The organism is Streptomyces sp. NPDC050658, from assembly GCF_044457025.1.
Lineage (GTDB): Bacteria > Actinomycetota > Actinomycetes > Streptomycetales > Streptomycetaceae > Streptomyces.
Map to the genome: position 1 here is coordinate 1,015,112 of NZ_JBITGM010000001.1, position 13,644 is coordinate 1,028,755.

The following is a 13,644-nucleotide window of genomic DNA, read 5'->3' on the forward strand; positions in this document are numbered from 1 at the left end:
TCCGAAATAAGCGCCCCGCCTGCCGTTTCACCTGCTCAGGGCGGCCGGGTGACCACCTCCATCCCCGGAGCCGCGCCTTGCGTCGACCCGGCCGGACCGACGACAGCGATCGCCCCGTCCCTGTCCGTCCGCAGCACCTCCGCTCCCCCGGCCCGCAGCGCCGCGACCGTACGGGGCGACGGGTGACCGTAGGAGTTGTCCCGGCCGCAGGAGACGAGCGCGAGGCGCGGGGCGGTCCGCCGCAGCAGTCCGGTGTCCTGATAGGCCGAGCCATGATGGGCGACCTTCAGTACGTCCACAGGCGGCAGCGACGCCACGGCCGGTGTCCGCAACAGCGCCCGCTGGGCGGGCGGTTCGAGATCCCCGAGCAACAGCAGGGTGAGCCCTCGGGCACGGACCAGCAGCGTGACGCTGGAGTCGTTGGGCCCCTCGGCGGTCGGCGCCCGGCCCGCCCCCGCCGCCAAGGGCCACAGCACCTGCCAGTCGAGGCCACCGGTGCGCCGCCGCTCCCCCGCCACGGCCCGCGTCACCGGAACGCGATGGGCGGCCGCCTGCGCGTCCACGAACTCCGCCTGCTCCGGCGGCTCCCGGAACCCCGTCGTCTGGATCGCCCCGACCCGACGCCCCCGCAACACCCCCGGCAGGCCCGCCACATGATCGGCATGAAAGTGCGTCAGCAGCACCAGCGGCACCCGCGTGACTCCTAGCGACCGCAGACAGCGGTCCACCGGCACCGGATCGGGCCCCGCGTCGACGACCACCCCCGCCCCGTCACCCGCCGCCAGCACCGTGGCGTCGCCCTGCCCCACGTCACACATCGCGAACCGCCAGCCCGACGGCGGCCACCCCGCGATCACTCGGGTCAGCGGCGGCGGCTGCACCACCGCGAGGAGGAGCAGCAGGGCGCAGGCCGCCCCGAGCCAGGGACGCCGGACGAGTCGGCGCCCGACCAGGACGACGCCCACCGTGACCACCGCCAGCAGCAGTCCGCCGGGCCAGCTGCCGGGCCAGTCGATGCCGCTGCCCGGCAGCGCCGCCCCAGTGCGGGCGACGTCCGCGATCCATCCGGTCGGCCAACTCGCGCCCCACGCCAGAAACTCGGCGACCGGCATCGCGGCAGGCGCCACCGCCAGGGCGGCGAAGCCGAGGACCGTGGCAGGCGCGACGGCGACCTCCGCGAGGAGGTTGCAGGGCACCGCCACCAGGCTCACCCGGGCCGCCATGACCGCGACGACCGGCGCGCACACCGCCTGCGCGGCCGCCGCCGCGCCGAACGCCTCCGCCAGCCGCGGCGACACCCCGCGCCCCCGCAGCGAGGCGCTCCACCTCGGCGCAAGGGTGAGCAGTGCGCCCGTGGCGAGAACCGACAGCAGGAATCCGGGGCTGCGGGCCAGCCATGGGTCGTACAGGACGAGCAGCAGCACCGCCGCGGCCAGCGCGGGGATCAGCGAGCGGCGCCGCCCGGTGGCGATGGCGAGCAACGCGATGAGCCCGCAGGCCGCCGCCCGCAGCACGCTCGGGTCCGGTCGGCACACGACCACGAAGGCCAGCGTGAGTCCCCCGCCGATGAGCGCGGTCGCCCGCAGCGGGATCCCGAGCCGTGGGGCGAGACCCCGCCGCTCGGCGCGCTGCGCGAGTCCGGGCGGGCCGATGAGCAGCACGAGCAGGATCGTGAGGTTGGAGCCGCTGACGGCGAGCAAATGCGTGAGGTCCGTCGCCCGGAACGCCTCCGCCAGCTCGGGCGGCACCCGTGAGGTGTCCCCGACCACCAGCCCCGGCAGTAGGGCCCTGGCATCGGGCGGCAACCCGTCCGTGGCCTCCCGCAGCCCGCCGCGCAACCGGCCCGCCAGGCGCTGTGCCCCGGTCGGTCCCGCGACCACCTGCGGAGCCTTGTCCCCGGACACCTTCAGCACCGCCGCGACCCGGTCCCCCTGAGGCAGCGCGGGAGCCAGACTCCCCCGGACCCGCACCCGCGTCGACGGCAACAACCCGAACCAGCTCGCCGGGCCCGCCCGCGCATCGGACGGCCCACCTCTGACAAAGACCAGCACCGGGGCCCGCGTCACGGACGTCGCACCGTCGGCCGACCTGACCCGGACGATCTCCGCGTTCAGCATGACCGACGGCGGTACGGCACGATCCCCCGTGACGCGGGGGCGGGTGTGGCGGGGGTCGGACGTGACCTCCAACTCGGCCTCCACCTCGGCATATTGGCGCGCCAGGGCGGGAACGGGACCTCGGTGCAGATCCGCCCCGTGCAGCCCGGCGGAGGTCGCGGCGGCCGCGGCGCAGAGCAGTGCGGCCGCCCCGGACACCCGCCGCCACGACTGCCGCCGCCCCCGCACCGTCAGCGTCAGCGTCAGCGTCACCAGCAGGGTCCCCGCCACCACCACGCAGACCACCACGGCGGCGGCCACCCACCGGGCCGGGGCGTCCAGTGCCGTCGCGGCCGCGCCCCAGGCGGCGAGCGCGGGCGGCACCAGACGGAGGTCCGCCGGGCCCTCCTGCCGGGGGTGGGAGTCCCCGAGCCGACTCCCGGAAGAGTCGTGCACCGCGGGGCGGGTCGCGGCCGGCGCGGAGGCTCCAGCCACCGCCGGGTGGGCCGGCCTCATGGCCGCACGAGATTCTGCAGGTCCGCGAAGCGCCGGTCGCCGATTCCGTTGACCTCGCGCAGTTCGTCCACGGAGCGGAAACCGCCGTGCTCCGTGCGGTAGTCGATGATGTGCTGGGCCAGCACGGGACCGACGCCCGGCAGTCCGTCGAGCTGCTCGGCGGTCGCCGTGTTGAGGCCGACCGGCGCGGCAGGGCTCGCGCCCGGCGGCCCGGCTGCCGTCCCGCCACCCGGCACTGCGGGTGCCGTCGCCGGTGCGCCCACCACCACCTGTTCGCCGTCGATGAGCAGCCGGGCACGGTTGAGGCCGTCCGTGTCCGCGCCGGGGCGGACCCCGCCCGCCGCCTTCAGCGCGTCGGCGACGCGGGATCCCGCCGGCAGCTTGAGGATGCCGGGGCTGCGGACCTTCCCGCTGACGTCCACGACGATCCCACCACCGGCGCCTGCCGCACCGCCCTCCACCGGCGGACCGGGCGGCGGCCCCGGAGACGGAGACGGCCGCGCCTCCCCGTCCGACGCCGCCCGCACCACCTCCGGCGCCCGTACCGACTGGGTGCGCCCCGACCAGAAGTGCTGGGCCGCGAACACGGCGGCGACGACGAGGACCACCGCGAGCGCCACCAGACTCCGCCGCTCGATGCCACACCTGAGCTGGAGCCACAGTGGCAGCCGCTCCCGCACGGCGAGCCCGGCCCGCTCACGCAAGGGCGCCGCCGCCTCTTCGCCGGGCGGCGCACCTCGCGCCACGGCCTCAGGTTCGGGTTCGGGTTCGTACGCAGGCGCAGGCGTAGACCTAGACGTAGACGCAGACGCAGACGCAGACGCAGATGGAGCAAACATGCTCTCCGCCCGCAGCCGCATCGCCTCCGCCGAAGCCTGCCTGCGCCGAGCCGCCCGCCTGCGGGCGCGACCGTAACTCCCGCGCCCGTCCGCGAGCCGACCGTCGGAACCCGCGCCCCGCCCCGGCCCGCTCGTCGCGATGCGCGTCCGTGCCTGTGTCCTGGAAAGTGATCGAAGTGCCATGCCGTCGACGTTAGGCACGGAACGGAAAACTTGTTGATCTTGGTCAATTCCCGTGGATTACCCACGAGTTGTGGATAACTCCGTCACTCAAAGGCGTGCTGTCACCTGGGCGAGACCACAGCCCCCAACAGCCCCGGCCCCGTATGCGCCCCGATCACCGCGCCCACCTCGCTGACATGCAGCTCGGCCAGGTCCGGCACCCGCTCCCCGAGCCGGTCCGCGAGGGCCGCCGCACGCTCGGGCGCCGCCAGATGATGGACCGCGATGTCGACGCGGTTCGCCCCGGCCCGCTCGACCACCAGCTCCTCAAGCCGGGCGATCGCCTTCGACGCCGTCCGCACCTTCTCCAGCATCTCGATGCGCCCGCCGTCCAGTTGGAGCAGCGGCTTCACGGCCAGCGCGGAACCCAGCAGCGCCTGTGCGGCACCGATCCGGCCGCCCCTGCGCAGATAGTCCAGCGTGTCGACGTAGAAGTAGGCGGACGTGCCCTCGGCGCGCTTCTCCGCGGCGGCCACCGCCTCGTCCGCCGAGCCGCCGGACCCGGCCACCTCGGCCGCCGAGAGGGCGCAGAAACCCAGGGCCATCGCGACCATCCCGGTGTCCACGACCCGCACCGGCACCGGCGCGTCCTTCGCGGCGAGGACCGCGGCGTCGTACGTACCCGAGAACTCGGCGGACAGATGCAGCGAGACAATGTCCGTCGCGCCCGATTCCGCGACCCTGCGATAGGTCTGGGCGAAGAGTTCGGGGCTCGGCCGGGACGTGGTCACCGGGCGCCGCTTCTGCAGCGCGAGGGCGAGCGAGCGGGCGGAGATCTCCGTGCCCTCTTCGAGCGCCTGATCACCGAGGACCACGGTCAGGGGCACCGATGTGATGCCGTGCCGCTCCATCGTCCGCTGCGGCAGGTAGGCCGTTGAATCCGTGACGATCGCGACATGACGGGACATGCGCTGGAGATTACCTGCCTGGGCCCGGCGACGGCAGCCCGCCCCCTGCCGGGCGGACCCGACAGGTGCTGCCGGGCGGACCGTCAGGTGACGCCGGGCGGACCGGTCAGGTGGTGCTCTCGGGCTTGGCCTTCTTCTGCCAGGGGTAGACGGGCTGCGGCGCCGGCGGCGTGATCGCGGGCCGCTCCGGCTCCTGGTCCGCCACCTTGGCGGGCTCGTCCCAGGTCTGCTCGGCGGTCCTGCCCGCGTCGGCCTCCGGCTCGGGCCAGGCGGCGGGGGTCTGCGCGGGCGCCGGCTCCGTCGTCCAGTGCCGCAGGGCGCCCGCCTCCATGTCGATCTGGGTGCTCAGCGAGTCCAGGTCGTCGTCGGCGAACCTGCGGGCCCGGTCGCGCGCCGACCAACGCAGCGAGTCCGCCGCCTTCGTGATCTGCTCCGTGCGCTCCCGCAGCCCGGGGAGCCGCTCACCGAGGCTGGCCTTGTCCGGGTCGCGCTCGAGCCGCCGCAGTTCGTCGTCCAGCTCGTGCCCATGGGCGCTGAGCCGCTCGAAGAGCCCCAGGGACTCCTTCAGCGAGGCGTCCTCGGCCACGCCCGCCTGCAGCGTCTCCTGCGTGGCGCGCATCGACGTACGCAACGAGAGGCGCAGCTGGGCCAGTTCTGCGGCGGGGCCGATCTGGCCGAGGCTCTTCGCCCGGAGCGTCGTGTCCTCCACCGTCCGGCGTGCCTGCGAGATCGTGCGGTCCACACCGCGCTTGGCCGCCGAGACCACCTTCACCGTCGCGTAGGCCCCCAGGACCAGGAACAGCACGACGAGCAGCGCCACGACTGCGATCACGGCTTCCATGACGCTCCTCCCGGGTCCCGCGGCGGGTTCCGCACCGACCCTTCAACGGTAAACGCAAAGGGCAGGCCGGAGGTTCCAGCGGAACCCCCAACCTGCCCGTAGGGGACTACCCGGAGGCGTCAGGCGGGAACGATGTTCACCAGCTTCGGCGCCCGCACGATGACCTTGCGGATCCCTGCGCCGTCCAGCGCCGCCAGGACGCGCTCGTCACCCAGGGCCACCTTCTCCAGCTCCTCGTCCGAGATCGACGGGGAGACCTCCAGGCGCGCCCGGACCTTGCCCTTGATCTGCACGACGCAGGTCACGGTCTCGTCCACGACGAACGCCGGGTCGGCGACGGGGAAGTCCTGGTGGACGACCGAGTCGCCGTGGCCCAGCTTGCGCCACAGCTCCTCGCCCACGTGCGGGGCCAGCGGGGCGATCAGCAGCACCAGACGCTCGGCGACCGAGCGGGGCACCGCGCCGCCCACCTTGGTCAGGTGGTTGTTCAGCTCGGTGATCTTGGCGATGGCGGTGTTGAACCGCATGCCGTCCAGGTCCTGGCGGACGCCGTCGATCGCCTTGTGCAGGGCACGCAGGGTGTCCTCGGCGATCTCCGTCTCCGCGACGTCCGCGACGGTGGCCTCACCGGTGGACTCGTCGACGATCAGTCGCCACAGGCGCTGCAGCAGGCGGTACTGGCCGACGACCGCGCGGGTGTCCCACGGGCGCGAGACGTCCAGCGGGCCCATCGCCATCTCGTACAGGCGCAGGGTGTCCGCGCCGTACTCCTCGCAGATCTCGTCCGGAGTGACCGCGTTCTTCAGGGACTTGCCCATCTTGCCCAGCTCGCGCTTGACCGGCTCGCCCTCGAAGAAGTACTCGCCGTCGCGCTCCTCGACCTCGGCGGCCGGGACCGGGAAGCCGCGGCTGTCGCGGTACACGTAGGCCTGGATCATGCCCTGGTTGAACAGCTTGTGGAACGGCTCGGCCGACGAGATGTGCCCCAGGTCGAACAGGATCTTCGACCAGAAGCGGGCGTACAGCAGGTGCAGCACCGCGTGCTCGGCGCCGCCCACGTACAGGTCGACGCCGCCGGTCGGCTGGCCGGCGCGGGGGCCCATCCAGTACTGCTCGACGGCCGGGTCGACCAGCTGCTGGTCGTTGCGCGGGTCCAGGTAGCGCAGCTCGTACCAGCAGGAACCGGCCCAGTTGGGCATGGTGTTGGTCTCGCGGCGGTACTTCTTCAGTCCGTCACCCAGGTCCAGGGTGACGTTGACCCAGTCCTCGTTGCGGGACAGCGGCGTCTCCGGAGAGGTGTCCGCGTCGTCCGGGTCGAAGGTGCGCGGGCTGTAGTCGTCGACCTCCGGCAGTTCCAGGGGCAGCATCGACTCGGGCAGCGAGTGGGCGATGCCGTCCTCGTCGTAGACGATCGGGAAGGGCTCGCCCCAGTAGCGCTGGCGGCTGAACAGCCAGTCGCGCAGGCGGAAGTTGACGGTGCCCTCGCCGATGCCCTTGCGGGCCAGCCACTCGGTGATGCGCGCCTTGGCGTCGACGACGCCCAGGCCGTCCAGGGAGATGTCCTCTCCGGAGGAGTTGACCAGCTTCGCCTCGTACGAGGAGAACGCGTCGTCCCACGTCGAGGCGTCGGTCCCGCGGTCGTCCGAGGGCTCGACCACGCACCGCATCGGCAGCTCGAAGGCGCGCGCGAAGGCGAAGTCGCGGCTGTCGTGCGCCGGGACGGCCATGATCGCGCCGGTGCCGTAGCCCATCAGTACGTAGTCGGCGATGAAGACGGGGACCCGCTCGCCGCTGACCGGGTTGGTGGCGTAGACGCCGGTGAAGACGCCGGTCTTCTCCTTGGCGTCGGCCTGGCGCTCCACGTCGGACTTGGAGGCGGCGAACGCGCGGTACTTGGCGACGGCCTCGGCGGGCGTCGCGTGGCCGCCGGTCCACACGTCGTGGGTGCCCTCGGGCCAGGCGGCCGGGATGACCTTGTCGACCAGGTCGTGCTCGGGCGCCAGGACCATGTAGGTGGCGCCGAACAGGGTGTCCTGGCGGGTGGTGAAGACGGTGATGGCCTCATCGGCGGAACCGGAGCCGTCACCGGAGCGGACCGGGAAGTCGACACGCGCGCCTTCGGAGCGGCCGATCCAGTTGCGCTGCTGCAGCTTGATGGCCTCGGGCCAGTCCAGGGCGTCCAGGTCGTCCAGCAGACGGTCCGCGTACGCGGTGATGCGCATGTTCCACTGGCGCAGCTTGGCCTTGAATACGGGGAAGTTGCCGCGCTCGGAGCGGCCGTCGGCGGTGACCTCCTCGTTCGCCAGGACGGTGCCCAGGCCGGGGCACCAGTTGACGGGGGCGTCGGAGGCGTACGCCAGGCGGTATCCGCTCAGGACGTCGGCGCGCTCGCCCGCGTTCAGCTCGTTCCACGCGCGCGTGGAGTTCGGTACGGCGCGCTCACCGACCTCGAACTGCTTCACCAGGTCGGCGATCGGGCGGGCCTTCTTCGCCTCGTCGTCGTACCAGGAGTTGAAGATCTGGACGAAGATCCACTGGGTCCACTTGTAGTAGTCCGGGTCGATCGTCGCAAAGGAGCGGCGCTTGTCGTGGCCCAGGCCCAGACCGCGCAGCTGCGCCTTCATGTTCGCGATGTTGGCCTCGGTGGAGACCCGGGGGTGGGTGCCCGTCTGCACGGCGTACTGCTCGGCGGGCAGGCCGAAGGCGTCGAAGCCCAGGGTGTGCAGGACGTTGTGGCCCGTCATCCGCTGGAAGCGGGCGTAGACGTCCGTGGCGATGTAGCCCAGCGGGTGGCCGACGTGCAGGCCCGCACCCGAGGGGTACGGGAACATGTCCATGATGAACTTCTTGGGCTTGGCGACCAGCGCGGCCTGCGCGTCGTCCGCGGCGGCCATGTCGCCGCTCGGGTTGGGCGCCTCGTACGTGCCGTCGGCGTCCCAGAAGTCCTGCCAGCGTGCCTCGATCTCGGCGGCCAGGGCGGCCGTGTAGCGGTGCGGCGCGGCCACCTCGGAGGCGGCAGCAGAATTCGTCTCGCTCATGATCCTCAAAGCTCCATCGATCGTCTCTGCCTGCGGAATTGACCGTCACGGCCAAACAAAAATGCCCCTCGCACAGGAGGGGACGCCGCGCCGATTCCGACCGCGATTCACCGGCGGTCGGGACTGATCAGCGCGGCCCGCTAAGCAGAAGGCGTACGGCACGCATGGCGTCAGGGTACCGCAGCGCTCGCACGGCCCGCGACGAGCTTGGGCCGTGACCGGGCCATGACGCTCCGCCGACCCCGACGGAAGCCCGGACTTCACCTTTGGCCAAGGGTTACTCCGCGTACCGACCACTATCGGGGCAACACCAAGATCGCGTCGCGCTTTGATAACAACGCAATAACTCAAACCCCGTACTCACTGGTATGCGGCGACCTAGCATGCGGCGATCGAGCCATTTCGGAGCCGCCCCCATGAACCCTCTGAACCCTCATCGCAAGAGCCGCGCAAGCCGCACCGATCGCACGAGCCGTGGCTTCCCCCCGTTCCCCGAGCCCAGCAGAACCACCCGTGGGGTCCTGACCACCGCCGCACTGCTGCTGATACCCCTGCTCGTCCTCGCGTCGAGCGACGCCTTCCGCGCCGCGCTCGACTTCACCACCGGAGTGCTGTCCCTGGTCAGCCTCACCGCGGCGGTGGTCTGGGGCCTGGTCGCCACCGACCGGCTGTTCCTGCACTCCCGGCAGAGACTGCTCGCCCAGGCCGTGCACCGGGCCACAGCGGTCGCCTCCATCGGTTTCCTGCTGCTGCACGTGACCGTCAAGCTCGCGCTCGACCATGTCTCGCCGGTCGGCGCCCTCGTCCCCTTCGGCCTCGGCTTCTCCGGGAGCGACGGACTCATCGGCCTCGGCTCGCTCGCCGGGCTCCTGATGGTGGCCACGGGCGTCACCGGAGCCCTGCGCAGCGCCTTCGCCTCCCCGGCGCAGATCGCCTCGCGCTGGCGGGCGCTGCACATGCTCGCCTACCCCGCCTGGTGTTCGGCGCTGATCCACGGCCTGTACGCGGGCCGCGCCCCGAAGCCGTGGGTGACCGCCCTGTACTGCCTGTGCCTGGTCGCCGTGGCGGGGGCGGTGTCGCTGCGCGCGGCCCCGCTCCCGGTCAAGCGGAAGGTCGCCGCCCGGATCCTCGCCGTCCTCGAACCGGAGGACCGGAAGGGGCCCGCCCGCCGGGACACCGCCTCAGCGCCGCTCCCCGGCACGACCACCGCCCCCGAACCCGAGCCCGCCCCCTCCCCCGTGGTCGGCATCGCCGCGGCCTACCGCGTGCTCGGCTCCCCGAACCGGCCGACCGAGGTCGTGTCCCGCGCCGAACCACCGCCCCGCTGGCCGGCCCCGTCACCGCCGCCGCCCGCCGAGGCCCCCCGGATGCCGTACGAATCGGCCTACGACGCCTCCTACGAGACCGCGCACCACACGGCGTACGCCTCCGAAGAGACCGTCTACCGCTCCCATGACACGTCGTACGACTCGGCGTACGACCCGTCGCCTCCGTACGAACCGCCCCACGAAGCCCCGTACGACAGCGGACCCGCGACCGAGCCGCTGCCCCAGACCTTCCAGGCGCCCGGTCCGGGCGAACCCTGGAACGCCACCACCGGAGGCCCCCAGTGAACGCGGCGCTGCCCGACGTCCCCGAAGTCCGCGTCGTCGGACTTCCGCTCCTGACCTCGGGCTTCGACCTGGTCGAGCGGCTCGATCTGGCGATGCACCTGAAGGTGCACGGACCGCTGGAACCGATGGCCGGCGAATCCCTGGCCGCCCTCTCCGAAGACATCCGGTTGCTCGGCAGAGGCGGCGCGGGCTTCCCCTTCGCCCGGAAACTGCGCGCGGTCGCCGACTCCGCGATACGTCGTGGAGTGCGCCCGGTCGTCGTCGTCAACGGCAGTGAGGACGAACCGGCCTGCCGCAAGGACACCGTCCTGATCAACCGCGCCCCGCATCTCATCCTGGACGGCGCGCTGCTGGCCGCCGAGGCGCTGGGCGCGCGCACCCTCGTCATCGGCGTGACCCGCGACTCCACCGAGTCCTCGATGCGCTCGGCGCTCGCGGAGCGCGGCCTGACCAACCGGCGCGGCCCCGGCCTGCGCGCGCGGGTGCAGCGCAACCCGGTGCGCATGGTGACCGGCGAGTCATCGGCCCTGGTGCGCTCGGCGGACGGCGGCCCGCCGCTGCCTCCGGGGCGCAAGCTCCGTACCTCCGACTCCGGAGTGGGCGGCGCCCCCACGCTCCTGTCGAACGCGGAGACCTTCGCGCAGCTCGCGGTCGCCGCCCGGATCGGCGCCGACCGCTACCGCCGCACCGGCCTGCGGGACGAGCCGGGCACGGTCCTGCTGACCGTCTCCGGAGCCGTCGCCCGCCCCATGGTGGTCGAGGTCCCCACCGGAGTGCCCCTGCGGTACGTCCTGCAGCTGGCCGGCGGACCGCCGCTGCCCCAGGGCGTGCTGACCGGCGGGTACCACGGCAAGTGGCTCGACTCGGTCACCGCGCACGACGCGGTGGTCTCACGCGCCGCCCTGGAGGCCTGCGGCGGGGCGCTCGGCGCGGGCGCGATCCTGCCCATCGGACCCGGCACCTGCCCCCTCGGGGAGTCGCTGCGCGTGGCCCACTGGCTGGCCGCCGAGAGCGCCGGACAGTGCGGCCCCTGCTATCTGGGCCTGCCCGCTGCGGCACGTGGCCTGGCGGACATCCTGGACGGCGGCGGACCCACCGCCCTGGAGGCACTGCGCGAGGTGACCCGCGCGGTGAAGCGGCGCGGCGCCTGCAAGCACCCGGACGGCTCGGCGGCGTTCCTGGACTCGACGATCTCGGCGTTCACGGACGACCTGGCCGCGCATGTCCTGGGCGGCGGCTGCGGCCGCCCCGTGGAGGGCGTCCTGCCGCTCCAGGCACAGGCCCCCCAGGGAGAGGCGCCCAGCGGTCGCAAGCTCGCCGTCGACTGGACGCTCTGCCAGGGCCACGGCCTGTGCGCGGACATCGTCCCCGAGCTGATCCAGCTGGGCCCCGACGGCTTCCCCGGTGTGGCGGAGGCGTCCGTACCGCGCTACTCCGAAGCGCGCGCCGCACGTGCCGTACGCCGCTGCCCGGCTCTCGCGCTGCGCATCGAGGAGGACGCGTCGGCGACGCCGCCACCCCCGGCGCTGCCACCCGCGCTGCCGCCGGGCCGGGGCCGCAGGGCGCTGGGCAGCGGACGCCCATAGCGTCCTGGAAGACACACGAAAGGTCCTGGAAGACACACGAAAGCGGGCCACCCGATCCGGGTGGCCCGCTCTCATCTTCTGTGGAGCTAAGGAGAATTGAACTCCTGACCTCCTGCATGCCATGCAGGCGCTCTACCAACTGAGCTATAGCCCCTTGTTTCACGCGGCGGAAGCCGCGTGTTGTCTCGTCGCCCGGTTCCCCCGGCGGCTCCGCCAACATTACACGGTCTTCCCCGTGCTCCACCAAATCGTTTCCGTTCTGTACAGATAAGGCCGGTACTGTCTGGCTTCGTGTCCGTGATCGCGCTCGCCGCCGCCCGCCGCCGCGTTCCACTGGCCGCCGGGGCCTGCCTGCTGTCGTTCGCGGCCTTCTGGCTCGCGCAGCGCGCCGCCGACGTCTCCATGGTCGACCTGATGGTCTACCGGGCCGAGGGCGAGACCGTGCGAGCCGGCGGCGACCTCTACGCGCTGCGCGCCACCGAGGCCCATCTGCCCACCACCTACCCGCCGTTCGCGGCACTGCTGTTCACCCCGCTGACGCTGCTCGACACGGCGGACATGCGCACCCTGGCGACGCTCGGGAACCTGCTGCTCCTCGTGGTGTTCGTCGGCCTCACCCTGCGGCTGATCGGAAACCCCCGGTACGCGCGCGTGGAGAGCGCCCTGTGGGTTTCCGCGCTCGCCGTCTGGGCCGAGCCGGTGTGGACGACCCTGCGGTACGGGCAGATCAATCTGCTGCTCGCGGTGCTCGTCCTGTGGGACCTGTCACGGCCGCGCGGACACCGCTGGGCGGGCGTCGGCATCGGCGTCGCGGCGGCGATCAAGCTCACGCCCGCGCTGTTCGCGGTGTTCCTGCTGCTCACCGGCGCCGCCGAGGCCGCGCGTCGGGGGGCCTGGCGCGGACCCACGCGGCACGCGTGCGTGGCGGCCGGCACGTTCGCGGGCGCGACGCTGCTCGCGGCTGCCGTCCTGCCCCACGACTCCCAGAACTTCTGGACCCGGATGGTCTTCGAGGCGGGCCGGGTCGGCCTCGCCGACGACACCGCGAACCAGTCGCTGCGCGGAGTCCTCGCCCGGCTCCTGCACACCGGCGACCCGGGCCCCTGGTGGGCGGTGACCGCCGTGGCGGTCGGCACGCTCGGCCTCGCGGCCGCCGTGACCGCGGCGCTGCGCGGGGAGCACGCGCGGGCGGCCGTCGCCTGCGCGGCGACGGCCCTGCTGGTCAGCCCGGTGTCGTGGTCGCACCACTGGGTGTGGTGCGTGCCGATGGCGCTGCTGATGTGGGCGGACGGGCTGCGCCGGAACGGCCGGGTCCGGTGGGCGGCGACCGGAGCCGTCTGCCTGGTGTTCTGCTCGTACGCCCTGTGGTGGGTGCCGCATGGCGCGGGGCGGCCTGAACTCGACCAGAATTATGGCGAGATGACGCTGTCCGCCCTCTACGTGGTGACCGCTTTCGCGCTGCTTGTGCACGAACTCAAGCCACGGCTCCCGCGAGGACTCAAGCCGTGGCGAACGAGTAGAAGCGCTTGAGCGTGCAGTGCTCGTCGAGCAGCCGACCGTAGATCGGCTCCCCCTCGAGTTCGCGGTACGTCTCGATGGGGTCGCCTTTTATGATCAGCGCCCTCGCGCACTCCTCGCACCAGTACTGGTACTCCTGGTTGACGGGTTCCATGTCGCGGACGATCGGCGTACCACTGCCGCACCAGTCGCACTTCCGCCTGTGTGCACCCATCGATCAGCTCCAGCTGTGGCCGCAGGCCGTGCACACGTACGAGACACCGCCGTTGTCGCCGAGTACCTGGGCGACATGGGACGAACCGCAGGACGGACAGGTCAGGAGGGCGATCGCCGCGAAGGGAGCGGCCGCGCGGCTCGGCGCTGCCACTTCGACGAGGCCTTCGGCCTCTTCGAGGATGCTCGCAGGCATCGCTCTCCCTTCCGTCGGGTCACATTCGGTGATCTGGTGCGGTCCCCTTCCGGCCGTC

At 72.6% G+C, this 13,644-nt stretch carries 10 protein-coding genes and 1 tRNA gene; 3 read left to right on the plus strand and 8 right to left on the minus strand.

The features are described 5' to 3' along the window. Positions 1–35: 35 nt before the first annotated feature. From ACIBKX_RS04590 to leuS, 5 genes are all read right to left on the minus strand, one after another. The gene (locus ACIBKX_RS04590; RefSeq protein WP_363273379.1) at positions 36–2,612 is read right to left on the minus strand and encodes a ComEC/Rec2 family competence protein; all 2,577 of its coding nucleotides are present in this window, start codon (positions 2,610–2,612) and stop codon (positions 36–38) included. Then, on the minus strand, positions 2,609–3,634 hold the full coding sequence (locus tag ACIBKX_RS04595; protein WP_363273378.1) for a ComEA family DNA-binding protein: 1,026 nt from the start codon (positions 3,632–3,634) through the stop codon (positions 2,609–2,611). The genes ACIBKX_RS04590 and ACIBKX_RS04595 overlap by 4 nt, the downstream gene beginning before the upstream one ends. A 101-nt stretch (positions 3,635–3,735) precedes the next feature. Next, a complete protein-coding gene (locus tag ACIBKX_RS04600) occupies positions 3,736–4,581 on the minus strand; it encodes a DegV family protein (RefSeq protein ID WP_363273377.1) in 846 nt (281 codons plus the stop codon). A 106-nt stretch (positions 4,582–4,687) separates the two neighbouring features. Beyond that, a complete protein-coding gene (locus ACIBKX_RS04605) occupies positions 4,688–5,422 on the minus strand; it encodes a hypothetical protein (RefSeq protein ID WP_363273376.1) in 735 nt (244 codons plus the stop codon). Positions 5,423–5,541: 119 nt separating this feature from the next. After that, a complete protein-coding gene (gene leuS / locus ACIBKX_RS04610) occupies positions 5,542–8,460 on the minus strand; it encodes a leucine--tRNA ligase (RefSeq protein ID WP_363273374.1) in 2,919 nt (972 codons plus the stop codon). A gap of 416 nt (positions 8,461–8,876) precedes the next feature. On the opposite strand from leuS, the gene ACIBKX_RS04615 reads away from it, so the two are divergent. Both ACIBKX_RS04615 and ACIBKX_RS04620 read left to right on the plus strand, forming a co-directional pair. Continuing rightward, positions 8,877–10,073: a ferric reductase-like transmembrane domain-containing protein gene (locus ACIBKX_RS04615; RefSeq protein WP_363273373.1), complete on the plus strand. Its 1,197-nt coding sequence runs from the start codon at positions 8,877–8,879 to the stop codon at positions 10,071–10,073. Continuing rightward, positions 10,070–11,659, plus strand: coding sequence for an NADH-ubiquinone oxidoreductase-F iron-sulfur binding region domain-containing protein (locus ACIBKX_RS04620; protein WP_363273372.1), 1,590 nt, complete (start codon positions 10,070–10,072; stop codon positions 11,657–11,659). The genes ACIBKX_RS04615 and ACIBKX_RS04620 overlap by 4 nt, the downstream gene beginning before the upstream one ends. An 81-nt stretch (positions 11,660–11,740) precedes the next feature. On the opposite strand, the gene ACIBKX_RS04625 is transcribed toward ACIBKX_RS04620, so the two are convergent. Next, positions 11,741–11,813, minus strand: a tRNA-Ala gene (locus ACIBKX_RS04625). A gap of 137 nt (positions 11,814–11,950) precedes the next feature. On the opposite strand from ACIBKX_RS04625, the gene ACIBKX_RS04630 reads away from it, so the two are divergent. After that, positions 11,951–13,189 (plus strand): glycosyltransferase 87 family protein, encoded by a 1,239-nt coding sequence (locus ACIBKX_RS04630; protein ID WP_363273371.1) that lies wholly within the window; start codon positions 11,951–11,953, stop codon positions 13,187–13,189. Here ACIBKX_RS04630 and ACIBKX_RS04635 read toward each other — a convergent pair. After that, positions 13,158–13,391, minus strand: coding sequence for a hypothetical protein (locus ACIBKX_RS04635; protein WP_306334254.1), 234 nt, complete (start codon positions 13,389–13,391; stop codon positions 13,158–13,160). The two genes, ACIBKX_RS04630 and ACIBKX_RS04635, sit on opposite strands and share 32 nt — an antisense overlap. A 3-nt stretch (positions 13,392–13,394) precedes the next feature. Further along, entirely contained in the window at positions 13,395–13,586 is a 192-nt protein-coding gene (locus ACIBKX_RS04640; RefSeq protein WP_363273370.1) for a hypothetical protein, read from the minus strand. Positions 13,587–13,644 lie beyond the last annotated feature (58 nt).

What these genes read in the sequence shown, in the direction of transcription:
- ACIBKX_RS04590 (WP_363273379.1), bottom strand. Translation starts at nt 2,612, where the DNA reads ATGAGGCCGGCCCACCCGGCGGTGGCTGGAGCCTCCGCGCCGGCCGCG.
- ACIBKX_RS04595 (WP_363273378.1), bottom strand. Translation starts at nt 3,634, where the DNA reads ATGGCACTTCGATCACTTTCCAGGACACAGGCACGGACGCGCATCGCG.
- ACIBKX_RS04600 (WP_363273377.1), bottom strand. Translation starts at nt 4,581, where the DNA reads ATGTCCCGTCATGTCGCGATCGTCACGGATTCAACGGCCTACCTGCCG.
- ACIBKX_RS04605 (WP_363273376.1), bottom strand. Translation starts at nt 5,422, where the DNA reads ATGGAAGCCGTGATCGCAGTCGTGGCGCTGCTCGTCGTGCTGTTCCTG.
- leuS (WP_363273374.1), bottom strand. Translation starts at nt 8,460, where the DNA reads ATGAGCGAGACGAATTCTGCTGCCGCCTCCGAGGTGGCCGCGCCGCAC.
- ACIBKX_RS04615 (WP_363273373.1), top strand. Translation starts at nt 8,877, where the DNA reads ATGAACCCTCTGAACCCTCATCGCAAGAGCCGCGCAAGCCGCACCGAT.
- ACIBKX_RS04635 (WP_306334254.1), bottom strand. Translation starts at nt 13,391, where the DNA reads ATGGGTGCACACAGGCGGAAGTGCGACTGGTGCGGCAGTGGTACGCCG.
- ACIBKX_RS04640 (WP_363273370.1), bottom strand. Translation starts at nt 13,586, where the DNA reads ATGCCTGCGAGCATCCTCGAAGAGGCCGAAGGCCTCGTCGAAGTGGCA.